At 70.1% G+C, this 26,221-nt stretch carries 24 protein-coding genes; 12 read left to right on the top strand and 12 right to left on the bottom strand.

The genetic code is table 11. The features are described from left to right. Positions 1-122: 122 nt before the first annotated feature. Together N803_RS12605 and ahcY are read right to left on the bottom strand one after the other, a co-directional pair. Positions 123-1,292, bottom strand: coding sequence for an FAD-dependent monooxygenase (locus N803_RS12605; protein WP_035905873.1), 1,170 nt, complete (start codon positions 1,290-1,292; stop codon positions 123-125). Between the two features lie 201 nt (positions 1,293-1,493). After that, positions 1,494-2,927, bottom strand: coding sequence for an adenosylhomocysteinase (gene ahcY / locus N803_RS12600; RefSeq protein WP_035905872.1), 1,434 nt, complete (start codon positions 2,925-2,927; stop codon positions 1,494-1,496). Between the two features lie 179 nt (positions 2,928-3,106). On the opposite strand from ahcY, the gene N803_RS18380 reads away from it, so the two are divergent. From N803_RS18380 to N803_RS12570, 6 genes are all read left to right on the top strand, one after another. After that, the gene (locus N803_RS18380) at positions 3,107-3,388 is read left to right on the top strand and encodes a hypothetical protein (RefSeq protein ID WP_052112253.1); all 282 of its coding nucleotides are present in this window, start codon (positions 3,107-3,109) and stop codon (positions 3,386-3,388) included. A gap of 103 nt (positions 3,389-3,491) precedes the next feature. Beyond that, positions 3,492-4,028, top strand: a complete 537-nt coding sequence (locus N803_RS18740; RefSeq protein WP_035905871.1) for a CsbD family protein — start codon at positions 3,492-3,494, stop codon at positions 4,026-4,028. A 160-nt stretch (positions 4,029-4,188) separates the two neighbouring features. After that, complete coding sequence (locus tag N803_RS12585; protein WP_052112252.1) at positions 4,189-5,217, top strand: DUF808 domain-containing protein; 1,029 nt, start codon at positions 4,189-4,191, stop codon at positions 5,215-5,217. 8 nt (positions 5,218-5,225) lie between these two features. Beyond that, positions 5,226-5,774, top strand: a complete 549-nt coding sequence (locus N803_RS12580) for a YbaK/EbsC family protein (protein WP_035905870.1) — start codon at positions 5,226-5,228, stop codon at positions 5,772-5,774. A gap of 154 nt (positions 5,775-5,928) precedes the next feature. Beyond that, complete coding sequence (locus tag N803_RS12575) at positions 5,929-6,264, top strand: helix-turn-helix transcriptional regulator (RefSeq protein ID WP_035905868.1); 336 nt, start codon at positions 5,929-5,931, stop codon at positions 6,262-6,264. Next, positions 6,251-7,525 (top strand): type II toxin-antitoxin system HipA family toxin, encoded by a 1,275-nt coding sequence (locus tag N803_RS12570; protein WP_052112251.1) that lies wholly within the window; start codon positions 6,251-6,253, stop codon positions 7,523-7,525. The genes N803_RS12575 and N803_RS12570 overlap by 14 nt, the downstream gene beginning before the upstream one ends. Before the next feature lie 132 nt (positions 7,526-7,657). Here N803_RS12570 and N803_RS12565 read toward each other — a convergent pair whose 3' ends face one another. From N803_RS12565 to N803_RS12555, 3 genes are read right to left on the bottom strand one after another with little or no spacing between them, the layout of a single operon-like run. Further along, a complete protein-coding gene (locus N803_RS12565; RefSeq protein ID WP_035905867.1) occupies positions 7,658-8,857 on the bottom strand; it encodes an SIS domain-containing protein in 1,200 nt (399 codons plus the stop codon). A gap of 14 nt (positions 8,858-8,871) precedes the next feature. Beyond that, positions 8,872-9,057 carry a Trm112 family protein gene (locus tag N803_RS12560; RefSeq protein WP_035905866.1) on the bottom strand — a complete coding sequence of 62 codons (186 nt, stop codon included), beginning with the start codon at positions 9,055-9,057 and terminating at the stop codon, positions 8,872-8,874. Between the two features lies 1 nt (position 9,058). After that, on the bottom strand, positions 9,059-10,504 hold the full coding sequence (locus N803_RS12555; RefSeq protein ID WP_035905865.1) for a phosphomannomutase/phosphoglucomutase: 1,446 nt from the start codon (positions 10,502-10,504) through the stop codon (positions 9,059-9,061). A 56-nt stretch (positions 10,505-10,560) separates the two neighbouring features. On the opposite strand from N803_RS12555, the gene N803_RS12550 reads away from it, so the two are divergent. Beyond that, positions 10,561-12,939: an ATP-binding cassette domain-containing protein gene (locus tag N803_RS12550; RefSeq protein WP_035905864.1), complete on the top strand. Its 2,379-nt coding sequence runs from the start codon at positions 10,561-10,563 to the stop codon at positions 12,937-12,939. A gap of 144 nt (positions 12,940-13,083) precedes the next feature. On the opposite strand, the gene N803_RS12545 is transcribed toward N803_RS12550, so the two are convergent. Next, on the bottom strand, positions 13,084-13,467 hold the full coding sequence (locus N803_RS12545) for a DUF3499 domain-containing protein (protein WP_035905863.1): 384 nt from the start codon (positions 13,465-13,467) through the stop codon (positions 13,084-13,086). Positions 13,468-13,626: 159 nt separating this feature from the next. On the opposite strand from N803_RS12545, the gene N803_RS12540 reads away from it, so the two are divergent. Continuing rightward, positions 13,627-13,953, top strand: a complete 327-nt coding sequence (locus tag N803_RS12540; RefSeq protein ID WP_035905861.1) for a metallopeptidase family protein — start codon at positions 13,627-13,629, stop codon at positions 13,951-13,953. Position 13,954: 1 nt separating this feature from the next. Here N803_RS12540 and N803_RS12535 read toward each other — a convergent pair whose 3' ends face one another. The 3 genes from N803_RS12535 to N803_RS12525 are packed head-to-tail and all read right to left on the bottom strand — an operon-like array spanning position 13,955 to position 18,781. After that, positions 13,955-15,430, bottom strand: coding sequence for a DUF5719 family protein (locus N803_RS12535; RefSeq protein WP_035905860.1), 1,476 nt, complete (start codon positions 15,428-15,430; stop codon positions 13,955-13,957). Then, a complete protein-coding gene (locus N803_RS12530; protein ID WP_084764469.1) occupies positions 15,427-18,498 on the bottom strand; it encodes a glycosyltransferase family 2 protein in 3,072 nt (1,023 codons plus the stop codon). Before N803_RS12530 ends, N803_RS12535 begins: the two co-directional genes overlap by 4 nt. A 19-nt stretch (positions 18,499-18,517) precedes the next feature. Next, positions 18,518-18,781 carry a WhiB family transcriptional regulator gene (locus tag N803_RS12525; protein WP_035905858.1) on the bottom strand — a complete coding sequence of 88 codons (264 nt, stop codon included), beginning with the start codon at positions 18,779-18,781 and terminating at the stop codon, positions 18,518-18,520. A gap of 197 nt (positions 18,782-18,978) precedes the next feature. Here N803_RS12525 and cofD point away from each other — a divergent pair, with 197 nt between their 5' ends. The 4 genes from cofD to N803_RS12505 all read left to right on the top strand — a co-directional run bounded on the left by cofD (position 18,979) and on the right by N803_RS12505 (position 23,456). Beyond that, positions 18,979-19,947, top strand: a complete 969-nt coding sequence (cofD, locus tag N803_RS12520; protein ID WP_035905857.1) for a 2-phospho-L-lactate transferase — start codon at positions 18,979-18,981, stop codon at positions 19,945-19,947. Between the two features lie 20 nt (positions 19,948-19,967). Continuing rightward, positions 19,968-21,071: a coenzyme F420-0:L-glutamate ligase gene (locus tag N803_RS12515; protein ID WP_035905856.1), complete on the top strand. Its 1,104-nt coding sequence runs from the start codon at positions 19,968-19,970 to the stop codon at positions 21,069-21,071. 78 nt (positions 21,072-21,149) lie between these two features. Continuing rightward, positions 21,150-21,713 carry a hypothetical protein gene (locus N803_RS12510; RefSeq protein ID WP_052112250.1) on the top strand — a complete coding sequence of 188 codons (564 nt, stop codon included), beginning with the start codon at positions 21,150-21,152 and terminating at the stop codon, positions 21,711-21,713. Between the two features lie 99 nt (positions 21,714-21,812). Beyond that, entirely contained in the window at positions 21,813-23,456 is a 1,644-nt protein-coding gene (locus tag N803_RS12505; RefSeq protein WP_052112249.1) for a vWA domain-containing protein, read from the top strand. Positions 23,457-23,478: 22 nt separating this feature from the next. On the opposite strand, the gene N803_RS12500 is transcribed toward N803_RS12505, so the two are convergent. From N803_RS12500 to N803_RS12490, 3 genes are read right to left on the bottom strand one after another with little or no spacing between them, the layout of a single operon-like run. Continuing rightward, positions 23,479-24,435 (bottom strand): DNA-3-methyladenine glycosylase family protein, encoded by a 957-nt coding sequence (locus N803_RS12500; RefSeq protein WP_052112248.1) that lies wholly within the window; start codon positions 24,433-24,435, stop codon positions 23,479-23,481. Then, positions 24,435-25,265 (bottom strand): class I SAM-dependent methyltransferase, encoded by an 831-nt coding sequence (locus tag N803_RS12495; RefSeq protein WP_035905855.1) that lies wholly within the window; start codon positions 25,263-25,265, stop codon positions 24,435-24,437. The genes N803_RS12500 and N803_RS12495 overlap by 1 nt, the downstream gene beginning before the upstream one ends. Next, positions 25,258-26,205 (bottom strand): lysylphosphatidylglycerol synthase domain-containing protein, encoded by a 948-nt coding sequence (locus tag N803_RS12490; RefSeq protein ID WP_035905854.1) that lies wholly within the window; start codon positions 26,203-26,205, stop codon positions 25,258-25,260. The genes N803_RS12495 and N803_RS12490 overlap by 8 nt, the downstream gene beginning before the upstream one ends. Positions 26,206-26,221 lie beyond the last annotated feature (16 nt).

Below are 26,221 nucleotides of genomic sequence, written 5' to 3'. Positions count from 1 at the left end.
GCCACACGGGTTCGCATGTTGCGAGGCTAGGGTGCGGCGCCGCGAGGCCGTGCGCGTTTCCGACGCAAGCGAACCCAAGTGCCCATCCCGTGGGCGAACGGCACCATCCGGACGGACCGGCCCTAGGGGGTGGCGTAGTCCAGGAGCTGAGGCCCGTTCACCGCGCGCTCGATGAGCGGCATCATCGCCTCCATGTCGGGCTCCTCGGCAGGACCCGCCGAGGGGTCGGCGGTGATCATCGCAACGTGCATCCGGCCGATCTCCTGGTTGGCCTCGACGTAGTCGCGCATTCGCTCCTCGTAGTTGGCGAACCCGACGGTCGGATCCCAGCGCGCGGCGGCTAGCTCGCCGGCGAGGAAGTAGGCGCCGACCAGGGCGAGCCCGGTGCCGCCTCCCGACATCGGCGAGGCGCTCCACGCGGCGTCACCGATGAGCCCGACCCGTCCCGTGTGCCACTGGGGCATGACGACCTGCGCCACCTGGTCGAGGTAGAAGTCGGGGGTGTCGTCGAGGTGCTCGAGGATCCGCGAGGTCTCCCACCCGAAGCCAGCCATGTGCTCGCGGAGCAGGCGCTTCTGGGCCTCGACGTCGCGGTGGTCGAACTCCTCCTCCGGCGCCGGGAAGGACAGCATCGCGATGGCGCGCGACGGGTCCGGCACCGGCCGCAGCCCGGCCCAGCGCCCACCCTCCCGGTAGTCGAGCAGCCAGCCGTCGATCCCGAACTCGTTGGGGACGGTGTAGAACGCCAGCACGAGACCCAGGTGACGCACGAACTGTTCGCGCGGCCCGAAGACCATCGAGCGCAGCGACGAGTGCAGCCCATCGGCGCCGACAACGAGGTCGTAGCGCGCCCGACGTCCGCTTGCGAAGACGACGTCGACCCCGTCGTCGTCCTGGGTGAGCTCGGCAATGCGGTCGCCGAAGACGTACTCGACGTCATCGCGGGTGTCCTCGTAGAGGATCCGGGTCAGGTCGCCGCGGAGGATCTCGATCTCGGAGACGTAGCCATCACCGTCACTGTCCTCGACCGGCATCGTCTCGAGCACGGTCCCGTCGGCGTCGACCTCGTAGGCACCCTTGGTGTTCGTGCACGCCGCCCGGATCGTGGCGTCCAGCCCCATCCGGCGAATGGCCTCCTTGGCGACACCGCGCGCGTCAACGGCCTGCCCACCCGGCCGCAACTCGGGCGCGATCTCGACCACGGTCACCTCGGCACCGTAACGGTGCAGCCAGTGGGCCAACGCCGGCCCCGCGATGCTCGCCCCGGACACCAAAACCTTGACCTTGCTCATGCGCACTCTCCCTCTGGATGGGTCACTGGTTGCAGCCTGTCAGTCACACCACGAACGGAACCACGCAGATACGACACATCCCACGCCCCGATCCGCGACTCACCCAGCCACAAACGGCGGTATGCCGCCCGCTCTTGGTGAGCGGACGGCATACCGGATGCGTTGTGAGACAACGCGAAAGGCGACTCGAGAGGCGAACTCTCAGTAGCGGTAGTGGTCCGGCTTGTACGGACCAGCAACGTCGACGCCGATGTACTCGGCCTGCTCCTTGGAGAGCTCGGTGAGCTCGACACCCAGGGCGTCGAGGTGGAGGCGCGCAACCTTCTCGTCGAGGTGCTTGGGCAGGACGTAGACCTGCTTCTCGTAGTCACCGGTCTTCGTGAAGAGCTCGATCTGCGCGATCGTCTGGTTCGCGAAGGAGTTGCTCATGACGAAGGACGGGTGACCCGTCGCGTTGCCGAGGTTGAAGAGGCGACCCTCGGACAGGACGATGATGGAGCCGCCGCTCGAGAACGTCCACTCGTGGACCTGCGGCTTGATCTCGGTCTTCGTGATGCCGTCGACCTTGGCCAGTCCGGCCATGTCGATCTCGTTGTCGAAGTGGCCGATGTTGGCGACGATCGCCTTGTTCTTCATCGCCTGCATGTGCTCGGCGGTGATGATGTTGAAGTTGCCGGTCGTCGTGATGAAGATGTCGGCGTTCTCGACAACCGACTCGAGGCGAGCGACCTGGAAGCCCTCCATCGCGGCCTGGAGCGCGCAGATGGGGTCGACCTCGGTGACGACGACGCGCGCACCCTGCGCGGCGAGCGCCTGGGCGCAGCCCTTGCCCACGTCGCCGTAGCCGGCAACGACGGCGAGCTTGCCCGCGATGAGGACGTCGGTCGCGCGGTTGAGGCCGTCGATGACGGAGTGGCGGCAGCCGTACTTGTTGTCGAACTTGGACTTGGTGACCGAGTCGTTGACGTTGATCGCCGGGAACAAGAGGAGGCCAGCACGTGCCAATTCATAGAGCCGGTGCACGCCGGTCGTGGTCTCCTCGGTGACACCCTTGATCTCCTCGGAGACCTTGGTCCACTTCTGGCCGTCCTGCTCGAGGGTGCGGCGGACGAGCGCCTTGAAGATGCCGAACTCCTCGGAGTCCTCATCGGTGGTGGGCGGCACCTGACCGGCGGCCTCCCACTCGCGACCCTTGTGGACGAGCATCGTGGCGTCGCCACCGTCGTCGAGGATCATGTTCGCGCCCTCGCCGGGCCACGTGAGGATCTGCTCGGTGCAGTCCCAGTACTCCTCGAGCGTCTCGCCCTTCCAGGCGAAGACCGGGACACCCTGCGGGTTGTCGACGGTGCCGTTCGGGCCGACGACGACGGCCGCAGCGGCCTCGTCCTGCGTCGAGTAGATGTTGCAGGAGGCCCAACGGACCTCGGCGCCCAGCGCGGTCAGCGTCTCGATGAGGACGGCGGTCTGCACGGTCATGTGCAGCGAGCCGGCGATGCGAGCGCCCTTGAGCGGCCGCGATGCACCGAACTCTTCGCGCAGCGACATGAGGCCGGGCATCTCGTGCTCGGCCAGGCGGATCTGGTGACGGCCGGCCTCGGCGAGGCCCAGGTCGGCAACCTTGTAGTCAAAGGACATGCGTGAACTCTTCCGTTGAGTGTTGGGTTTACGACCCGGCGCAGCCCATCTGGGCGAACACATGAGAGCGGGGTATCACCCGCGCCGGCACCCTCCACTCTAGCGACTTCGCGCGGTACAACTGGACGTGCACGGTTCTCCCCTCCCGATCGAGCACGACGCAGCGAACGGAGCACGCGATGAGTGGCACGGCCAAGAACACGGAAGCGGACGGCATACGCGACGAAGTCCGTCTCGACCTCGACAAGGACGCGATCGACGAGTGGGACGAGGTGAGTGACGACTACGCCGTCGATCCCGACACCGACTTCTCCCGACCCGCGCTCAGCGACGACGGCGAGGAGTTCGGCGACGACCTCGAAGAGGACGACGACGACCTCGACGACTGGGACGAGGACGACGAGGAAGACGCCGAGGCCGAGGGCGGCGACGACTGGGACGACTCCGACGACGAAGAGTGAACATTCCAAGACGTCGAGGCGCTAAACCCCGTCACGGCGCGACTCGTGGTTGCGTGGAGAACGTCCACCGGAAACATCCCCGAGTGATCGTCAGGAGAAGACCATGGGGTTTGACGACATCAAGAACAGCGCCGAGAACGCCGCCGACCAGGTGGCCGGCAAGGCCAAGGAGCAGTGGGGCAAGGCCACGGGCGACGACTCCCTCCAGGCCGAAGGCGCCATCCAGGACACCACCGCCGAAGCCCGTCAGGGCGTCGACGAGGTCCGTGACCGCTTCGACGACACCGAGGGCAGCTTCGGCGACAAGGTCGATGCGGCCCGCGACGAGGCCGGCGACCAGTTCGACCAGGTCAAGGACACCGTCGGCGACAAGGTCGACAACGTCCGCGACTCCGCCAGCAGCGACGACTCGTTCGGCGACAAGGTCGAGGAGACCAAGGACAGCGTCGGCGACAAGGTCGACTCCGCCCGCGACTCGGTGAGCGACAGGCTCGACGTCGACGACACCGGCGACCCCGGCCTCGGTGCCGCGGGCGAAGGCCTGCGCAAGGCCGACGACGCACTCAACGCCGCCGAGGACAAGGTCGGCGACGCCGTCAAGGGTCTCGGCGACAAGATCAAGGGCGCCTTCGGGAAGTAATCACTCAGCCCGACACCGGACCGCGCGACCCTCGAGACAGGGTCGCGCGGTTCGTCGTCTGTAGTCTGAGCGCGTGCCGAGCACGTGCTGACGTCCTCGACGCTGCACCGCTTCGACTCATGAACTGATCGACTCCCAACCTCGACCCAAAGGTGGCCTGATGGCTGGCGGACTCTTCGCCCTTCTCGACGACATCGCCGTGCTCGCCAAGGCCGCCGCGGCCTCGGTTGATGACGTGGCTGCCGCTGCTGGGCGCGCCTCTGTCAAGGCGACCGGCGTCATCGTCGACGACACGGCCGTGACGCCGCGCTACGTCGAGGGCCTCTCCCCCGCGCGCGAACTGCCGATCATCAAGAAGATCGCCATCGGGTCGCTGCGCAACAAGCTCCTCTTCATCCTGCCGGCCGCGCTGCTGCTGTCGCAGTTCCTTCCCCAGGCGCTGACGCCGCTGCTCATGCTCGGTGGCACCTATCTCTGCTTCGAGGGTGCCGAGAAGATCTGGGAGAAGATCTCGGGCCACGAAGAGGGCGAAGCCGGCGAGGCGCATGAGGCCGGCAAGGTCGCCGACGAGAGCGCCATCACCGGCGCCGCGATCCGCACCGACTTCATCCTGTCGGCCGAGATCATGGTCATCTCGCTCAACGAGGTCGCCGACGAGCCGTTCCTCTCGCGCGCGGCGATCCTCATCGTCGTCGCCTTCCTCATCACGATCCTCGTCTATGGCGTCGTGGCGCTCATCGTCAAGATGGACGACGTCGGCCTCCACCTCGCCGAGAACGGCCGCACCGACGGCGGCAAGGCCCTCGGCCGCGGCCTCGTCGCCGCGATGCCCAAGCTCCTCACGACCCTCTCCACGGTCGGTATCGCCGCCATGCTCTGGGTCGGCGGCCACATCCTGTTGGTCGGACTCGACGACCTCGCGCACGAGTACGGCTGGTCGATCCTCGCCCACCCCTACGAGTGGGTGCACCACGCGGAAGAGTGGGTCCACGGGGCCACCGGCGCGCTCGGCGGCGTCCTCGGCTGGATCACGAACACCATCGGCTCGGCCATCCTCGGCCTCATCGTCGGTGCCATCGTCGTCGCGATCCTCCACGTCATCCCCCGCAAGGGCGGCCACAGCGAAGGGAACGCAGACGAGCACGCGGCTCCCGCTGCCGACTCGCCTGCCGCTGACGAGACGCACTGAGGTCGGGTATGCCGTCCGCCCGCGGATCGCTGTCCTGGTCGCCTGCCGCTGAGCACCCGGAGCTCATGGCCGGTGTTGTCGCCGGTGCGCTCGCCGATGGTGCGGTGTCCTCGGGCGTCGCGGCAGCGGAGGTGGCGACCATTGACGCAACGCTCGCCGACACGGAAGCGTTCTGTGCGGCATACGACGTCGCTCTGGAGGCGAGTGCCAACTGCGTCATCGTCGCCGGGAAGCGCGGGGGTGAGGTGACCTACGCCGCCGTCATGATCCTCGCGACCGACCGCGCCGACATCAACGGCGTCGTGCGGCGTCACCTCGGCGTCCGCAAGATCTCGTTCGCGCCGATGGACGAGGCAGTGTCGCTGACGGGGATGGAGTACGGCGGGATCACGCCGATCGGGCTCCCCGCCGACTGGCCGGTGCTCGTCGACGCTGCGGTGGCTGCGGCCGGGCCGGTCGTCATCGGGTCGGGTGTTCGGGCAAGCAAGGTTCTCGTCGATGGCGCGGCCCTGGCCGAGCTGCCCACCGCCGAGATCGTCGACCTCGCCCAGCACTGACCGACTGACGCGCTCACTACCTCGGTCCTTGCAAAGGCGTCACCTGTCACGCCTTTGCCAGGACCGTGGGCTGCCCCATCGCTCCAGAGCGGCGTGGATGGTGTGTTAAAATGCATCTAGTGGTAGGCTAGGTGCACTTTAACGCAGGAGCGTCATGGCCAAGCACTCAATCCCTATCGACGCGGAAACGCGCGATGCCCTCGCGCTCCTCGGTGCCCAGATCCGCATCGCCCGACACGACAAGGGTTGGACTGTCGACAATCTGGCCCAACGGGTGGGCGTGAGTGCACGAACGATCCTGGCCGTGGAATCCGGAGCACCCACGGTCGCCATCGGCACTGCTTTCAGCGCCGCCCTGCTCGTGGGGGTCCCCCTCTTCAATGTCGCGACCCGCGAGCGCACCCGCGCATTGCGAACCACCGAGCAGGTCCTGTCCCTCCTCCCTTCTCGAGTCGACCGCAGCATGGGAGATGACGATGACGCCTTCTGAGCCCAGCCGCCCGAATACCCGACCCACCGAGGCCTTCGTATGGACTTGGCTGCCCGGCACGGCCGAGCCAGTCGTCGCAGGTCGCCTTGTCCGCGAGCGTGGACGGCTCGACTTCCTCTACGGGCGCAGCTACCTCGACCGCCCTGACGCCATCTCCCTCTACGGCCCCGAACTGCCCCTCCGTCGGGGCGCTCAGGTTCCGCCGGACGGCATGGATGTCGCGTCGTGCCTACGGGACGGCGCTCCCGACGCGTGGGGCCGACGGGTGCTCCACCACCGGCATCGCACCGACCCGTCGTTCAACGATAATGACGAACTCAGCGTCCTGCTGCGCTCGGGTTCGAACCGGTTCGGCGCCAACGACTTCCAGGCCTCGGCCACGGAGTTCGTGCCTCGCGACGAGCCCTCGTCGATGGCTGAGCTCATCTACGCGACCGACCGCGTTATCGCGGGCGAACCGTTGCCACCAGCACTCGCCGACGCGCTCGGCCACGGCACCAGTATCGGCGGCGCCCGCCCCAAGGTGCTCGTCCACGACGGTGACGACCAATGGATTGGGAAGCTCTCGACATCCACCGACACCATGAATGTCGTCGGTGCCGAGGCCGCGGCCATGTTCCTCGCCGGCAAGGCGGGCGTCGAGGTGGCGGAGAGTCACGTCGTCCGGGCCGTGGGGCGCGATGTCCTCATGGTTCGCCGTTTCGACCGGCTTCCTGGGGGCGGCCGCCTCCACTGCGTGTCGGGCTTGACCATGCTCGGCCTCGATGAGCGTGTCGGTCGGCACGCCACATATCCCGATCTGTTGGCGGTGCTACGGCGTGCAGGTTCTGACCCCCGAGTGGGCGAAGCGCTGTTCGACCGCATCGCCGTGAACATCGCGCTCGGCAACACCGACGACCATGCTCGCAACCACGCGGCATTCTGGGACGGCCGAGCGCTCACCCTGACGCCCGCCTACGACATCGCCCCACAACCTCGCGTCGGCGAGGCTGCGAACCAGGCCATGAGCTTCGGGCTCGACCTCCGTCGTGAGTCCTCCCTTCCTGCACTGGTCGAGGTCGCCCACGAGTTCGGCGTCCGCGATGGCGCTGCCCGGGTCGAGCGCATCGTCGCTGCGGTGCACGACCACTGGGGCGAGGCGGCCGAACAGGCTCGTCTCACCGCGGCCGACCGGGAGTTCCTCTGGGGCCGCCAGATCCTCAACCCTGCTGCCACTCGGTCGCGGTTCACCAGCGGGTGGCTGCCGGACCACGAGTCCTGAATTGTCAACGATCCGCTGGCCTACCGGCGAACTATCAACTCCCGGACCAAACCGAACGCTGCGTGCTCACCAGCCGCCTTCGGGCCCTGAGCTGATAGTCGGGCGGGTGGCCGGTGTGCGGGTGGCCGTGGGTCAGCTGGTGCGGTCGCGGAGGTCCGCCACGTGCGGCGACACGGCCGGATCGAGCCCGAGCGCCAACGCCAGGTAGGTCGCGAGGTAGTCCGTCATCGCGATGAGCGACGCCAGCCGCTCGATCGGGTGACCCTCGGCCGCCTCGACCTCCCACACCCGCACGCCCGCATCGCGAGCCGACTCGGTGACGGCCTCGGCGAGCCGTGCCGCGTCACGCCGCCCCTCGGCCACGACCGGATCCAGCGTCGCGCCCGGGGTGTCACGCAACATGAGCAGACCGAGCTGCGGTGCCGGCGGACCGTCGAGGAACGGGTCAGCGAAGATGTCGCGCTCCCCAGCACCCACTACACCGGGCCGGCCGGCACCGGCTCCCGATCCACTGAAGGGCCCGTCGAAGCAGGCGACCACCTGCGAAGCCGCATCGGGAAGCGCGCCGTGAGTGGCCGGCATACGCGCTGTGCGGGCCAGCATCGCGGCCGCGCGACTGGCGGCAACCCCGGTGAGCGCACCGTCGCCGAGGACCACCGGCACGGTCTCCGCGACGCCGAGGGCGAGGATCTTCGCGGGGTTGACGAACGACTCGGACGACGGGCGGCACTCCTCGGCGCGCTCGTCGAGGCGGTCGGCGACACGCTCGAGGACGGCCTCGGAGCAGTCGATGAGGCCGAGCCCATCTGCGGCGAGGAGTACCGGCGTGAGCATCGACCAGAGGGCAGCGCGCGAGGTGGGCACGTCGACCGCGATGTCGACATGGACGCCACGGCCCCGCGCAGACACATCAGCGAGCGGCGAGTCCGGCGTACCGACGGTGAGGAGGGACGCGCCCCGCCGCGCAGCCTCGGCCGCGAGCGCGAGCGGCCCTGCGGCGCGCCCGGATTGGGACACGGCGATGACGAGATCGAGCGGGCCGATCCATCCCGGCAGGGGCGCCTCGCGGCGCGTCGTCAGAGGGACGGGCGAGCCGGGCTCGGCAAGGACGTCGAGGACATCGCACACGACGGCCGAGCCACCGAGGGACGCGACGAGCACGGACCGCGGCCGGTCACCGCCGGCGACCCGTTCGATGCCGGCCTCGCGGGACGCGAGGATGGCGCGGCGCACCTGGGCACCGGCCGTGGCGAGCGCGCGCAGCGACCCGCGACTGTCGAGCGACTCGAGCGCTTCGGCGGAGTCGAGGAAGGCCTCGTCCAGGTGCGGCACGGGTGTGGACCCAGTCAGGCCGGCTTGCGAGCCTCGTCGACGAGCAGGACCGGCACGCCATCGTCGATCCGATAGATCAGTCCGCAGCTGTCGGACGTGCACACGAGCTCGGGGCCGTCGGCGCCGTCCTCGTCGCGCAGCTCGGTCCGGCAGTTCGGGCAGCGCAGGATCTCGCGCAGCCAGGGCTCCATCGTTGCCATGTCAGTTTCCTCTCGCTGTGCCACGTACGACGCTGAGAACATCGTCCCGTATCGCGGCCATCGTGTCCTCATCGGCTGCCTCGACGTTGAGCCGGAGCAGGGGTTCGGTATTGGAGGCGCGCAGGTTGAGCCACCACATCGGGTCGCCGTCGCTGCCCCGGTGGGTCAGGGTGAGGCCGTCGAGCTCGTCGACCTCGACGTCCTTGTCCTGCGCCCATGCGCGGACCTGTGCGGTCGCCGCCGCGGCGTCGTCGACGGTCGAGTTGATCTCGCCGGACGCTGAATAAGCAGAGTATGCCGTCATGGTTTTCGACAGCGGTTCGCTCTGCTCGCCGAGGGCGGCGAGGGTGTGCATCGCGGCGAGCATGCCGGTGTCGGCGAACCAGAAGTCGCGGAAGTAGTAGTGGGCGCTGTGCTCGCCGCCGAAGACGGCGTTGGCGCGGGCCATCTCGCCCTTGATGAAGGAGTGGCCGACGCGGGTGCGGACAGCTTTGGCGCCGAGTGCCGCGATGACCTCAGGGACCTGCGCGGAGGTGATGACGTTGTGGACGATGGCGACGTCCTCGGCCGGGGTGCCGGCGGCCACCTCACGGGCGATCTCGCGGGTCGCGATGAGGGACGTGATGGCGCTCGGGCTCACCGGTTCGCCGCGCTCGTCGACGACAAAACAGCGGTCGGCGTCACCGTCGAAGGCGAGACCGATGTCGGCCTGGTGCTCGACGACCGCGGCCTGGAGGTCGCGCAGGTTCTCGGGTTCGAGCGGGTTCGCCTCGTGGTTCGGGAAGGTGCCGTCGAGCTCGAAGTAGAGCGGGACGATCTCGAGCGGGAGTGCGGGAAGGCCGGCCTCGGTGCCGAGGACGGCCGGGACGGTGAAGCCGCCCATCCCGTTGCCGGCGTCGACGACGACCTTGAGGGGGCGACCACCGGAGAGGTCGACGAGGCCACGCAGGAAGGCGGCGTAGTCGGCGAGGACGTCCTTGTCGGTCGTCGTGCCGGGCTCCACCTGACGCTGCTCGCCGGTGCCGTCGAGCAGTTCCTGGGCGAGGTCGCGCACCTCGGCGAGGCCGGAGTCCTGCCCGACGGGACGCGCGCCGGGACGACACAGCTTGATGCCGTTGTAGGCCGCCGGGTTGTGGCTCGCCGTGAACATCGCGCCGGCGAGGCCGAGGTGGCCGCTCGCGAAATAGAGAGCGTCGGTGCTCGCGAGTCCGATGTGGGTGACGTCGATGCCGCGGCTTGCGACGCCCTGCCCGAAGGCGCGGGAGAGCTCGGGCGACGAGGCCCGCATGTCGTGTCCGATGACGCAGCCGGTCCCCTGCTCGCGGCTGATGACGACCTCGGTGAAGGCCGCGCCGAGAGCCCACGCGACATCGACATCGAGCTGCTCGGGGACGAGCCCTCGCACGTCGTAGGCCTTGACGAAATCGGTCAGCACGTGGGGAGGCACGACCGCGACCCTACTAGTGGGTGTTGCTGTGGGTGGTGACCACTAGGTTTGCGTCCATGACCCGCGAGACGCCCGTCGCCGACAGCCACGACCTCATCCGCGTCGAGGGGGCGCGCGAGAACAACCTCAAGGACGTGTCGGTCGACCTGCCCAAGCGGCGGTTGACGGTCTTCACCGGCGTGTCGGGATCGGGCAAGAGCTCCCTCGTCTTCGGCACCATTGCCGCCGAGTCGCAGCGGATGATCAACGAGACCTACAGCGCCTTCGTCCAGGGCTTCATGCCCTCCCTCCCGCGACCCGAGGTCGACCACCTCGAGGGACTCACGACAGCGATCATCGTCGACCAGGAGCGCATGGGTGCCAACCCCCGCTCGACCGTCGGCACCGCCACCGACGCCAACGCGATGCTCCGCATCCTCTACAGCCGGCTGGGCAAGCCCTACGTCGGTCCGCCCACGGCATACAGCTTCAACGTCCCGACGATGAAGGCGAGCGGCGTCGCGCAGCGCGACAAGGGCGGCCGCACCGAGAAGACCGTCGTCAAGGACGTCGTCTACCTCGGCGGCATGTGCCCACGCTGCGAGGGCATGGGCAACGTCAGCGACATCGACCGGACCGCGCTCTACGACGAGACGAAGTCGCTGAGCGAGGGTGCACTGACCGTGCCGGGCTACTCGATGGACGGGTGGTACGGCCGGCTGTTCGCGGGGATGGGCCTGCCGATGGACAAGCCGATCGCGAAGTTCACGGCCAAGCAGCTCGACACGATGCTCTATTCACCGCCGACCAAGATCAAGGTCGAGGGCGTCAACCTCACCTTCAACGGGATCATCCCGCAGATCCAGAAGTCGATGCTGTCCAAGGACCCCGAGGCGATGCAGCCGCACATCCGGCGCTTCGTCGAGCGAGCCGTGACGTTCCAGCGGTGCCCCGAGTGCGACGGCACCCGGCTCACTGCCGACGTGCTCAAGTCCAGGATCAACGGGAAGTCCATCGCCGACCTCTGCACGATGCAGATCAGCGACCTCGCGACGTGGGTGCGCGACCTCAAGGAGCCCTCGGTCGCTCCCCTGCTCAAGGGGTTGCAGCACCTGCTCGACTCGTTCACCGAGATCGGGTTGGGCTATTTGTCGCTCGACCGCCCCGCGGGCACGCTGTCCGGTGGCGAGGCGCAGCGCACGAAGATGATCCGGCACCTGGGCTCGTCGCTCACCGACGTCACCTATGTCTTCGACGAACCGACGATCGGGCTCCACCCGCACGACATCGCTCGCATGAACGACCTGCTGATTCGGTTGCGGGACAAGGGAAACACCGTGTTGGTGGTCGAACACAAGCCGGAGACCATCGCCATCGCCGACCACGTCGTCGACCTCGGACCCGGTGCCGGTTCCGGCGGTGGACAGATCGTCTTCGAGGGCTCGGTCGAGGAATTGCGATCGGCCACGACGCTGACCGGCCAGCACCTGCACTACCGCGCCTCCCTCAAGGACGAGGTGCGCCCGGCGAAGGGGACGCTCGAGGTCCGGGGCGCGTCGACGCACAACCTGCGCGACGTCGATGTCGACATCCCGCTGGGCGTGCTCGTCGCCGTCACGGGTGTTGCCGGGTCGGGCAAGAGCTCGCTCATCCACGGTTCCGTCGCCGGCCGTGACGGTGTCGTCGTCATCGACCAGGCCGCGATCAAGGGCTCCCGTCGCAGCAACCCCGCGACCTACACGGGGATGCTCGAGCCGATCCGCAAGGCGTTCGCCAAGGCCAACGGGGTCAAGCCGGCGCTCTTCTCGTCGAACTCCGAGGGTGCCTGCCAGACGTGCAATGGCGCCGGCGTCATCTTCACCGAGCTCGGCGTCATGGCGACCGTCGAGTCACCGTGCGAGGTGTGCGAGGGGCGGCGCTTCCAGGCCGCCGTCCTCGAGTACGAACTCGGCGGCAAGAACATCGCCGACGTCCTCGCCCTGTCCATGGAGGAGGCGGAGCAGTTCTTCTCCGAGGGCGAGGCGAAGATCCCGGCGGCCCACACCATCCTCGACCGGCTCGTCGACGTCGGGTTGGGCTATCTCACGCTGGGCCAACCGCTCACCACCCTGTCCGGCGGTGAGCGCCAGCGGCTCAAGCTCGCGACGCAGATGGCCGAGAAGGGCGACGTCTACGTCCTCGACGAGCCCACGACCGGTCTGCACCTGGCCGACGTCGAGAACCTGCTCGGCCTGCTCGACCGCCTCGTCGACAGCGGCAAGTCGGTCATCGTCATCGAGCACCACCAGGCGGTCATGGCGCACGCCGACTGGATCATCGACCTCGGTCCAGGCGCCGGTCACGACGGCGGGAAGGTCGTCTTCGAGGGAAAGCCCGCGGACCTCGTGGCCCAGGGCTCGAAGGGCGGCAAGAGCGCCACGCTCACCGGCACGCACCTCGCGGCCTACGTCGACTGACCGGGTGGACGGCGGGCGGACGACGGCAGGCGGACGACGGCAGGTGGGCCGCAGGAGCGGGTGAGTGCCAGAGGCGTCAGTTGCGACGCCTTTGGCACTCACATCATCTGCGCGAGCCTCCGGACGCGACGTCTCGGGCGTCGGTCAGGAGTCGGTGTTGCCGGGCAGCATCCGCAGGTGTCCGCGGCGGTGCTCACCGGGGACCGGTGCCGGCATGGCGCTGACGGCCGCGCTCGCGACGGTCGGCGGAGCCGGCGGTGTCGGGCGCTCACGCACGGCCTCGACGACGGCCAGCAGGTCGTCGTGCTCCGGAGCGGGCTGGTAGCCGTCGGACTCGAGGCGCACGACCTCCCAGCCCTGCGGCACCGTGAGCCGCGTCGCGTGGTCGGCGCACAGGTCATAGGAGTGCGGCTCGGCATAGGTGGCGAGAGGCCCCAGGACGACGGCTCGATCGGCGTACGCGTAGGTCAGGGTGGCCACGGCATGCTGCGAGCACGCGGTCTTCGTGCACTTCCTGGACGCGTTCACCCCATGGACTCTAGGTCACGGGTCCGACACCCGGAACGTGGCACGCCGTAGTCTGCCCATGTGGCGTTCAACGACCCCCTTTCCACGGCACGGCCACGGCGACGGGACCGCCGTGGGCGAGGCGTCCGGGGCCCTCTCGCCTGGCCGGCCGTGCCCGCGATGAGGTCGCGCCGGGAAGCGTTCGACGACATCGTCATCGAGGTCGCAGAGCGTGCCAGGACCTATCTCGGAACCCGCTACGCAGACGTCGAGTTCGCCGTCGAGGACGTCCCACCGACCGACCCGGCGCCGTGGGAGGAGCAGGCCGCGCCCGTCGGTCGTCTCCTGCCCGTCGGCGGCCAAGCCGGCCACCGGATCGTCGTCTACCGCCGCCCGGTCGAGACCCGTGCCCGCGACGTCGGTGAGATTGCCGCGATCGTGCGCGAGGTCGTCGCCGAACAGGTCGCGGCCCTGCTCAACGTGCCGCCCTCCGAGATCGAGCTCTAGATCACGAGACCGGGAACGCCCGACTCACCTCGGACGTGACGGGAGTGTCGACCAGCGGCGACACGGACACGAACGGCGCAGTGTTCTGTCCCGACGTGCTCGCCACGGACGAACGCACCTCTCCGGCACCGGAGACCTTGCGCACCCAGATGGCATCCGTGCGGCCGACGTCGACGGCGCGGGCCGTGTCCTGGGAGAGGTCGAACACCTCGGTCTTCCAGTCCGCACCGGCACGCCACGTGAGCGCCACCTTGGCCGGACCGCCGGTGACGACGACGTCGACGCTGCGCTCCGGTCCGTCCTCGTCCGACGGGTACGCCCCGCCGAGCAGTCCCGTTGCCGCAGGCGTCGAGGGCGCCCAGGCGAAGTCACCCACGCCGGTGCCCACGCGCCAGGACGACCACAGCGCGGCGACGACCGGAACGTCGGAGGTGACCTCCACGGCATACGTGCCGGCCTTGAGTCCGGTGATGGGCAGCTCGGAGGTCGAGCGGCCGGGGACCCGGGTGACTCCCCCACCGCTCAGCGGCACCACGCCGTCGGGTCCGATGACGCGGGCACTCACGACGGCCTGCTGACGGTCGGGGACGGCGATGCGGATGGACCCACCCGCGGCAGAAATGAGGGCGGCCGGGATGACCTGATGCTTCGACGGCGCCGCGGTCGGCACCGAGGTCTCGGCGCCGGCGGCGACCGACCCGTCGAGCCAGATGTCACTCATGACCGCTCGCACCGAACCACCGGTGGCGAGCACCCGGACCGCAGGCGATTCCTCCGCGCCGGTGATGGCGTCGACGAGCATGGAGACCCGCCCGTGTGCGGGGACGACGACACTGCCGGTCGGCGAGGCAAGCAGCCCCTTGCGGCCGAGGGCCTGGAGGTCGACGCTCACCTCGTTGGCACCGGGGTTGGTGAGGATGAGGCGTTCCTGGCGTCCAGCCGCGCCACCGCCGGCGACGAGCCACATGTCGGCCCCCGGTCCGGCGCACGGCACGGTCGCGAGGCCACGGAGTTCGGCCCGGGCGACGGCCCATTCCTGGGCCGCAGCGAGTCCGGGCGCCAACGAGCCCGTCGCGACGACGTCGCTCGCGTCACCGTTGGGCAGTTCGTCGACGGTCGTGCTCTCGCCGCGCGTCGTGGTCTCGCCACTGGTCTTGGTCTCGCCGCCGGAGGTCACGGCGAGCTTGCCGGAACCGGTCACCTGGACCTCTCGTCCGAGCACCGATTCGGGAGCGGTGGCGGCGCCGACGCGGGCCGGCACCTCGAGGTCGTCGACTCCGTCGATGCCGCTGAGTTCGGGTCCCGGGCACGACAGCGACGCCGACGCGATCGGCTGCCGCGTCGTCGCACTCACGGGCGTCGCGTCGGACACGACGCGCCCGTCGGCAGGGGCGACCACGGCCGCGGTGACGAGTCCGGCCGCAGCCAGGGCGGTGAGGCCGAGGCGTCCCGGGCCGATCCACTTCGCGCGGTTCATCGCCGACTCCTCGAGGCGCGGTTGCCGAACGGGATGGCGAGGAACGCGACAACGAGAATGGCAAGCCCCTGCCACAGTCGGAGCCACGGGTGCTCGGTCTCGACGTCGATGGTCAGGCGGTGCGTGCCCGCCGGCAGGGCATAGGTCGGCTGCTGCGCGTCCGGGTTCGCCGTCAGTTCCTCGCCGCCGAAGCGCACGGTGGCGTGGCGGGTCCAGGCCGGCGGCTCGGCCACGGTAAGGACGTCGCCCTCGCGCGCGGTGATGTCCGTGGAGGTCGCACCGTGCTCGCCGAGCGTCGGCACGAGCGAACTCTCCTGGCCCGAGACGAGCGTGAGACGTGCCGGTGCGACGGCTCGGTTCGTGCCCGAACCGGGTGCGGCGATCCGCCAGAGGTCGAACCCGTCCCGGCTCGCCAGACGCGAGAGCGACTGCGCCGAGTCGAGCCGTCGTGCGACGTCATCGCCGGCGGACTCGGCCACCGCGAGGAAACCGATGGCGTGGCGCGCGAGACGCGGACCGGCTTCGGGGTCAGTGCCGTCGAGCAGGTGGCTCACGTCCGCGGCAATCACGGCGTCGCCCGCGACGCTCTGCGGGAGCGCGCGAGCGAGCGATCCGGTCTCGCGTCCCACGATCCGGTATGCCGCACCGCTGGGTCCCGGGGTCACGAAGACGGTGCGGTTGGCGAGTTCGCCACCGGCCTGCTCGACCGCGACGGCGGGGCGCGCGTCGGACCAGGTGCGCAGGGTCGTGCCGAACCCGAACCAGCCGAGAGCCCCCGCCCCGATGAGGCCCGCCAGCAGGACCGCGACGACGGAGAGCCCGCGCACCCGGTGCCGCAGGGCGTCGGCACCGACGAGGGCCGAGGCGAGCAGCGCGAGCGTCAGGGGCAGGAGGAACGTGCCGGCCCAGGGCGTGACCGTGAGCGAGCTGCCGGCCGCGGTGGTGGCGGCACCGGCGGCAGACGTCGTGGTGGCGGTGAGATCGACGTGGGGCGCGGCGAGCACGGCAGCGAGCGAGGCGAGGCCGAGGAGGGCGCTGGCGGTCGGCACCGAACGCAGTCCACGCGAGACGAGCAGCCCGGCGAGCCCGAGGGCCACGACGGCCGCGCCGACCCACCACGGGGTGCTGCCGGCGCCACCGGGGTGGAGCAGGGCCGGCGCCCACGGCTGGACCCCCGATTCACCCCACTGGCTCAGCCCGGGTCCGGTCGCGAGGAGCTTCCAGTCGGCCGCGGCATCGAGGAGCCATGGCCCCAGCAGCAGGGGTGCGAGCACGGCCGGGACGAGGGCGAGTCCACGCGAACCGGGCCGACCGAGGAGAGCGACGGCGAGGCAGACGAGGACGACGCCGACGAGGAGCGGCGGGGCGAACGCACCCAGAGCAGCCGCCCCGAGGGCGGTCGCGAAGGCACCGGTCGCGGTGCCGGTCGGGCGGGCGAGGAGGACCACGCCGGCGAGAACGGCCGGGAGCAGAACGAGCGCGACGGCGATGCCGAGCCGGCCCTGGGCGATCGCCGGACCGGCGGCACCGACGGTGGCCCAGGCGAGCGCGGCACCCGCCCGCAGGACGCGCGAGTCGGTGCTGACGCGGGCGGAGAAGTAGGCGGAGAGCGCGGCCAAAGGCAGGGCCAGGACGAGGATCGCGCCGACGGCCGCACCCGAGGGTGAGGCGAGGTCGCCGTTGCCCGGCAGGTGTTCGACGATCCACGTGGGGATCGCCAACAGCGCGAGTGCCGGGCCGGCGGGGCCGTCGCCGCCGAGACCTGCTCCGTGCCACCCGTCGAAGGCGGCGTGCCAGAGGCTGCTCGAGGTGGCGCGCGTCGTGACGAGTTCACCACCCGTCACGCCGGAGCCGAAGCGACTGATGAGTCCGCCGCCGATGTCCCGCCCGGCGGCCACGACGACCGCTGCCACAGCGAGCACCGCAAGGAAGCCGGGGTGGACGAGAGCACGCGTGCCGGGGCTGCGGTCGTCGTCGACACGGGTGTGGTCGGACTCGGGGCGCGGCGACACCACCGCGTCGTGGGCCCGGTCGAGCCCGGTGCGCACGATCTGCGACGCGGGGACGAAGAGGGTGTCGATGTCGCGGCGGCGCACCTCGCGCCGACCGCGGGTCCGCCAGCGACCGGCCAGAACCCGCACCGGATTGAGGGAGCCGAGGTCACCGAGAGCAACTGCGGCGGCCTGCGGTCGCTTGAGGAGCAGGAGCCCGATGCCTGCGCACAGCGAGCTCAGCAGGATCCACGCGGCCAGGAACGGAGCGGACCACCACGACGCTCGAGCGAGGGCGACCCTCCGAGCGGCACGACGTCGGCTGCCCGTCGTCGCCGTCGCGAGACCGACCGCGGCGACCGAACGCAATCGCGCCTCGGGAGCCACGACGACGCGGCGACCGCTGAGTTGCGCTCGCCAGCCGAGGTCGAGGTCTGCCCCGAGGTCACCGAACGACGGCTCCCAGCCGCCGAGGTCACGCAGGGTTCCGACCGTGGCCAGCAGCCCGGAGAGCGGCACGGCGAGGACGTCGCGGCGCAGGTCGTACTGCCCCTGGTCCGGCTCCCCCAGTGGCGGATCCTCGACGACGCGCCCGCTGCGGGTCGTGACGATGCCGACCGAACGCAGTGTCCGCGGAGAGGTGGCGTCGACGTGCTTGGGGCCGACGAGGCCCACGGAGGGGCTGCGACGGTGGGCTGCGAGCAGGCGGCCCAGTGCTTCGGGCTCCGGGATCGACCCGACCGGCAGGACCCACACCAGGTCCTCCTCGGCGAGGTCCGCGGAGGTGAGCCACTGCGAGACCGCCGCGCGATCCGGCATACCGGAATCGAGGCGGACGTGGGACACAGCGAAGCTGGGCGACTGCGCAGAGGCGACCAGTTCGGCGGCGTCGGGTCCGGAGGTGGGCGCGAGGTCGAGGACGACTACGTGCTCGGGGCGCGTCGCGGAGGCGGCGACGGCGTCGAGCAGGGCGCGCAGGCCGGGAGCGGCGCCCGGCGTGACGATGACCGCGTGGACCACCGCCCCAGCAACCGGGGCGGGGGCAGAGGGCAGCACGGTGGCAGTCGTCAGCGTCATGGGGTGGGCGCGCGCCCGGTCAGACTGCGCGCTTCTTCAGCTTGCGACGCTCCCGCTCGGACAGCCCACCCCAGATTCCGAAACGCTCGTCGTTGGCCAGTGCGTACTCCAGGCACTCGGCTCTCACGTCACAGCCCACGCACACCTTTTTTGCCTCGCGGGTGGAGCCGCCCTTCTCGGGGAAGAACGCCTCCGGATCCGTCTGTGCGCACAGGCTGCGCTCCTGCCAGGAGAGCTCGGTCTCCTCTTCAACCATGGCGTCGATCAACGTCAACTCGTGCATCGCTGCCTCCTCGACCCTCTGCGACCCAGCACGTGTCCGTGGTTCCCCCGAACTGAGGGAAGTACTTCCCAAGGACACAATGATGAAATTACACGCGTGTCATCCCCGTACGTCAAGCCGAGATCTGCTATTCGGTGACTTTTCTTTCGGAGGACCGGCGTGTCGCCCTTGCCAGCGCGTGAGCGAGACTGGCCCGCATGCGAATCACAGCCCTCGCGGGCGGCGTCGGCGGAGCCCGCTTTCTCAGGGGCCTGAAAGCCCAGCTCGACGTCGTGGCACCGGAATCCGAGCTCACCGTCATCGCCAACACCGGTGACGACATCAGCCTCTTCGGACTGCGCGTCTGCCCCGACATCGACACCCTCCTCTACACCCTCGGAGGGGGCGTCAACGAGGACCAGGGGTGGGGACGGGCCGACGAATCGACCCGCGTCCAGGGCGAGTTGGCTGCCTATGGCGCGGTGCCGCAGTGGTTCACGCTGGGTGATCTTGATCTCGGCACCCACATCGTCCGATCGCAGTGGCTGGCCCAGGGGCAGACCGCGTCGGAGGTGACCGAGCGCCTCGCGACCCGTTGGGGACTCCCCGACCGAGGCATCCGGCTCCTGCCCATGACCGACACCCCGGTCGAGACGCACGTCGTCCTCGACGAGGGTGACGAGCAGCGCGCGGTGCACTTCCAAGAGTGGTGGGTGCGCCTGCGGGCGGAGGTGCCGGCGTCCCGTTTCGTCGTCGCCGGCCTCGATCGGGCAGCCGCCGCGCCCGGTGTCCTCGACGCGATCCGGACGGCCGACGTCATCGTCCTGCCACCCTCGAACCCGGTCGTGTCGATCGGGATCATCCTCGGCGTACCCGGCGTCCGCGATGCCCTGCGTGGCTCGACCGCCCCCGTCGTCGGGGTGTCCCCGCTCATCTCCGGGCGGCCCGTGCGCGGTCACGCCGACGCCTGCCTCTCGGCGATCGGTGTCGAGTCGTCCGCGGCTGCCGTGGCCGGGCTCTATGCCGACTTCCTCGACGGCTGGCTCGTCGACCCGGCTGATGCCGGGGTGCGGGTGCGCGGGGTCGAGGTGGCGACACATTCGGCACCGCTGCTCATGACCGACGTGCCGACGACCGCGGCGATGGCCGCCGAACTCCTCGCGCTCGCCGAGCGCGTCCGTCGCTGAACGGGTTCGAAGGTGACCCGGTGACGCGCGGCCTGACGATCACGCCGGTCCTCGGCGTGCCCGAAGTGCGAGCCGGTGACGAGGTTGCGCGACTGCTGCTCTCGGCACTTGGTGAGGGTGGGCTCGTCGTGGGCGATGTCATCGTCGTGTCGAGCAAGATCGTGTCAAAAGCGTTGGGGCTCACCGCTGCTGACGTCTCGGACAAGGAGTCCCTGGTCCTCGACGAGTCCACCCGGATCGTGGCCGAACGCTCCGTCGGCGACCGAGTGACCCGGGTCGTCGAGGCCCTCGCCGGACCCGTCATGGCCGCGGCCGGGATCGACGCATCCAACACCGGCCCGTCGGGTGCGTTGCTCCTCCTGCCGCACGATCCGGATGCGTGCGCGCGCGACCTGCGCTCGGCGTTCCTCGCCCTCCTGGGTATGCCGTCCGCGACACCTCTCGCGGTCATCCTCAGCGACACGGCCGGTCGCCCCTGGCGTGGCGGGCTGACCGACTTCGCACTCGGGTCCGCGGGGCTCAAGGTCCTGCTCGACCACCGCGGCGAGACCGACGCCGACGGACGCGTCATGTCGGTCACCGCTCGAGCCGTGGCGGACGAGCTCGCTGCCGCCGCCGACCTCGTCAAGGGCAAGGCCGACGGTGTCGCCGCTGCCGTGGTGCGTGGCGTGCCGGAGTCGTGGTTCGCCGGGCCCGTGGAGGACGCGGTCGGCGATGCTCGGCGGCTCGTCCGGACCGGACCGGGCGACTGGTTCGCCCTCGGCCACGTCGAAGCCGTCCGCGCGGCGCTCGGGGTGGCCCCCGGGTCCGAACTCTCCGAGCAGGTCGGTATTCGGCCGGTCGGTGCTGAGCCGTTCGCAGCGCGTGTGGCCCGGGTCGTCGCGGTGACCCTGGCCGCCGACGAGGACGCCAGCGCGGACGTGGAGATCACGGCCGGTGGTGCCGGGGACGGCACCGAGGACTCCGCGGAGGTCACCCTGGGGGCGGCCGACGACTTCGCGCTCGGACGACTCGCCCAACGACTCGAGGTCGCCGCTGCAGGCGAAGACCTCACCATCGACCTGACTGGTCGGCCCACGGCCGAGCACACCGTCACGGCCCGGCTCAGCCCGCCCCGAAGGTGACGTCCGCGCGGACACGGGCGGACGGCATACCGGCCAAACCCGTTGCGGCAGAGCGCAAGGTGAGCGACGCTCGAAGGCATGGACCGACCGACCTGGGTGCTGCTCGAAGGGGCGAGCGACGTCGCGGCAGTGCAGGTCCTGCGTGCCGCCCGTGGCGTGGATGCCGAGGACGAGCCGTGTCTGCTCATCGACATGGGCGGGGCGACGAACGTCCGGCGACACGTCGAACGCGCCGCCGCCGCTGACCCGCTCCCCCGCGTCATCGGGATGTGCGACGAACGCGAGGCACCGTTCTTCACGAGGGCGCTCGACGTGATTCCGACCTTCACGTTCACGGTGTGCCGACGTGACCTCGAGGACGAATTCATGCGCGCGCTGGGGCTCGACGGGACGCTCGCCGTGCTCGAGTCGGTCGACCTGCTGACGACGTTCGAGGCGTTCACGCGGCAGCAGGCGTGGCAGGGGCGGCCGCTTCTCGACCAGCTCCGGCGATTCGTCGGGACGACCTCGGGGCGCAAGGAGTTGCTGGCGGTGGCCCTGGCCGGCGCGCTCGACGAGGCGACGACGCCCGCGCCGCTGTCGGACCTCCTCGCCGAGATGCCGGTACCAGTGGCTCCGGGGCAGGGCCGCCCGACCAGCTGACGGAGCGTTCCGGAGCGGTGCCGGAGTCGGTGCCAGCGCCGGAAGGTTGCGGTTCGGACACGGCCGGAACCCGCTGTGCCGAGCCGCCGTCGGACTGGCATGAAACCACTGGGAGCAGTTGCGCTGGCCGCCCTTGTCGTTCTCGCCGCGGGGTGCTCCGGCGCCGGGGACACCGACATCGCAGCGGTGGATGCCGGGTCGTACTACGAGAACTACGAAAGCCAGGACACCGACAGCATGACGGGGTCCTCCTCCTCGGCAGCGGCCGGATCCGCGGGCACGTCTGGTGCGCCGGGTGCGCCGGGTGCGTCCCAGCCGTACGGCCCGGATCAGCGCGCCCCGGGCGTGCTCGAGGACAACACGTTCGTCGACGCGGGCACGAGCACCTTCCTCGACCCGCGCGAACGTCCGCAGTCGACCTTTGCCGTCGACGTCGACAACGGTTCCTATCGCGTGGCCCGCACCCTGCTCGACGAGGGCCATCTGCCGCCGCAGGAGTCGGTCCGCGTCGAGGAATGGGTCAACTCCTTCGACAGCGGATTCCCCGCGCCCCAGCGCGACGACCTCGAACTGCGGTCGGACCAGGCCATCACCCCGGATCGGGACGGGACCCGGCTCGTGCGCATCGGCCTCCAGGGCCGTGAGGTTCCCGACGAGGAGTGGGCACCCGTGGCGGTCACGATGGTCGTCGACACGTCCGGCTCCATGGACATCGGCTCCCGGCTCGGGCTGGTCAAGGCCTCACTCGCGCTCCTCGTGCAGAACCTGCGATCGGACGACACCATCGCGATCGTCACCTATCAGACCGACGCCGAACCGCTGCTGGAACCGACGCCCGTGCGCCGCGCCGACACCATCCTCGGCGCCATCGAGCACCTGAAAGCCGGGGGCAGCACGAATCTCGAGGCCGGGCTGATGCTCGGCTACGACCAGGCACGCGAGGCCGCGCGACCCGGTGCGATCAATGTTGTCCTCCTCGCCTCCGACGGCGTCGCCAACGTCGGCGTCACCGACGGCGGACAGCTCGCCACGGCGATCCGCGACAACGGGCGCAACGGGATTCACCTCGTCACCGTGGGCTACGGGATGGGGAACTACAACGACCACCTCATGGAGCAGTTGGCCGACCGCGGCGACGGCTTCTATGCCTACGTCGACACGTTCGAGGAGGCCAAGCAGCTCTTCGTCCGCGACCTTCGGGCGACCCTCACCCCGATCGCGAAGGACGCGAAGATCCAGGTCGAGTTCGACCCCGAGACCGTCGCGGCGTATCGCCTCATCGGCTACGAGAACCGAGCCCTCGACGACGCCGACTTCAACGACCCGAGCGTGGACGCCGGAGAAGTCGGTTCGGGCCACCGGGTGACCGCGCTCTACGAGGTTCGCCCGACCGCACGCGCTCGCGAGGGTGACCGGCTCGGGACCGCGCGCGTGCGCTGGCAGCCGGTGAGCACGGTGGCCGGGTTGAGCGAGGAGCAGGACAACGACGACGCGAAAACCGTTGCGGTACAGCGAGAGGACGCGATTTCTCTCACTCTCGGACCGGCCGCTTCGGCTCACGGAACTCTTGGCGTGGCGGCCGCCGTCGCGGACATCGCGGACTACGTCAAGCACGGAGTGCGGGACGGTGAGGTGCCGGCACGTGACGGTCTCCAGCGGCGCATCGACGCTCTCGTCGAGGAGTCCACTCCTGGCGCCACCGAGCTCGCGGCGCTGTGGGCCGAGGTGGTCGAGGCCCGCTGATGCGAGTGCTACTGCACAGGCTTCAGGGGAGGTGCGTGGGCAGAGTGAACCGCGGACCGCGGCGGGGCCTCGTCACGCCCGACAGCTCGACGTAGCGCTGCACCCGATAGCGGTGTCCCGCATAGGGTTCGAGCAACTCGGCCAACCCGTCGTCGTCGACGTCCGAACCGGTCAGGGCAAACCCGATGTTCTTCGCGACGTGGTAGTCGCCGAAGCTCACCGCGTCGGCGTCACCGAGCGCACGGTGTGCGACCTCGTTCGCCGTCCACCGACCCACGCCGGGCACGGCCTCGAGACGACGACGGGCGTCGAGGGACGGCATACCCACGCATTCCTCGAGCCGCCCCGCGCGTCCGGCGACGAGGACCGCGGGGCGCGAACGCGCTCCGTCCACGCCTTCGCGCAGCCACTCCCACGAGGGGATGAGCGCCCAGGTCTTCGGCTCCGGAGGGACGAAGAGACCGAGCCGCTCACCGATGCCCGGAGCGCGAGTTCCGTTGCGGCGCACAAGATTCCGGTATGCCGCGAACGCTTCCTTGCCGGTCACGCGCTGTTCGATGATGGTCGGGATCAGGGCCTGCACCACGAGTCCGGAGGCGGGTACGCGCCATCCGGGGAAGCGCCGCCGGGTCTGCGCCACGAGGTCGTGATGCGTCTCGAACCCGGAATCGTCGTCGTCCTCGCCGAGCAGCTGCGGAAGCCGGTCGAGAATCCACTCGGCACCCGGCCCCCAGGCCTCGGCGTGCACTTCGGCAAGGCGGGGTCGATCGACGAGGCGCAGGGTCAGCGGACCCGTCGGGACCCGCCAGGCGAAGACCCACGTGCTGCCGCGATCGGTCCACGACGTCGGGTCTCCCCCGCCCCGTCGGAAGATCGAGACCACGCTGCCCAGCTGGAGTGGCCGGTCGGAGCGGTGGACCCGGGTGAGGGCCGGGGCGTCCGGGGTGTCCGGGGTGTCAGGAGAGTCCGCGGCAGCCATCAGCGCGACGGCAACGCCACGTGTCGGGGTGCGACCCGAAGTGCGGGGCCGGCGGGCGTCGCGGGCTGACGGAAGGCCAGCCAGACATAGGTCGGCACGAGCGGAAGCGTTGCGGCGAGGGCCTTTTCGGGCAGTCGTCCCACCCAGTCGGGGATGACGTCGCCGCCCGAAAAGGCAGCCGGGTCGGCAAGCACGGGGAGGGTGTAGTCCCACACGTCGAAGGCCGCAAACATGCGGCGCAGACCCGCTGGCGTGGCGTAGCGCTCGTAGTAGTGCTCGCCCTTGCCCGTCAGCCGCATGTAGCGATCCGCGGCCCGCTGCGGCAGCCACGAGAGGAAGGGGAGCCGGTGGTGGGGTTCGATGACCTGCCAGCGGTGGCCGATGCCGAGATACAGGACGCCGCCGGGTGCGAGGACGCGGTGGATGTCGGCGACGACCGCATCGGGGTCGACGACGTGCTCGTAGATGTGGTTGAGGACGACGACGTCGACGGAGCCGTCCTCGAAGGGCAGGTCCTCGCCGCGGGCCAACTGGAAGTCGACCCGGTCGCCGAACCGTTCACGCGCCTTGGCCAGCCCGGGTTCGTCGATGTCGACTCCCGTCGTCTGCGCGCCGGCGAGGGCGAGTTCGTCGGCGATGAACCCCGCCGAGCAGCCCACGTCGACGGCCCGCAGCCCCTCGAGCGGGCGCTCCCCCGAACGGCCCAGTCCGTGCGCGATGACGGAGATCAGCTTGGCGGCCTTCTGTCGGCGCGCTGACTCGTCGAGCATCTTGTCCATGAGCTCGGAGTAGGCAAGCTGTTCCTCGCGGGGCCTGTCGGCGTCACTCATCGGCACCTCCGGAGGTCGACCCGAGCAGGTGGTGGGTTCGAGCCCACCCCCAGCCGAACGTGGCCACGACGACGTCGGCGACGACGCTGAAGAACCGCGCGATGACGACGACCGCGAACGCCGCCGCGAAGGGCATGAGCGCCCCGAGCAGCAGCACGAGCACGCCTTCGCGCACGCCCACCCCGGCGGGCACGATGAACGAGAACATCCCGATGGCCGAGGCGAGCGCGAAGCCGCACACGGCCGTGACGAAGAGGTCGCGCACCGGCGTGCTCGGAGCCAGCGCGTGAGCGAGGACGAGCATCGCCAGGCCGGCACTCAGCCACGCGAGGATGCCCCACATCGAGGACAGCCCGATGGCCGGCGCGGTGAGCGAGTGCTCGAGCGGGTCGCGACGCAGGAGCCGCAGCAGCCGATCGATCCCCCAGTTGAGCAGGCGCGGCCAGAGGAGCAGCAACAGCGCGATCGCCGGAGCGAACCACCACAGCGACCGCACCTCGCCCGAGCGCGCGAGCAGCAGCGGGACCGCGGGGATGCCCACGACGGCCCCGGTGATCACGGACAGGAGGATCGAGAGAAGGCCCACGATGCCCATGCGGCGCCGCGGGACGCCCAACCGTGAACCCATGTCGGCCTGGGCGACGACGCTCCACACAGAGCCCGGGAGGTACTTGCCCAACTGACCGACGAAGAACACGCTCGACCCGGCCGGGACCGGGAGCCGCGTCCCGAGGTCGTTGAGCAGGACGCGCCAGCCGAGGAACGTGAAGATCGGCGCCAACAGGGCAAGGACGAACGCCGTGACAAGGGTCCGTGCCGGCACCTCGCGCAGGTGCGCCGACACCTCACTCCAGTTGCGCCACACCGCAATCGCGACGGCGACGAGGACGAGGACGGCGACGACGATCCGGACGATGTCGACGAGCCGTGTGCGTGTCATGGGCTTCCCTCTCGAC

The organism is Knoellia subterranea KCTC 19937, assembly GCF_000768685.1.
Lineage (GTDB): Bacteria > Actinomycetota > Actinomycetes > Actinomycetales > Dermatophilaceae > Knoellia > Knoellia subterranea.
Note: the sequence above shows the minus strand (reverse complement) of the source record. Positions and strands in the feature narration are given on the sequence as shown.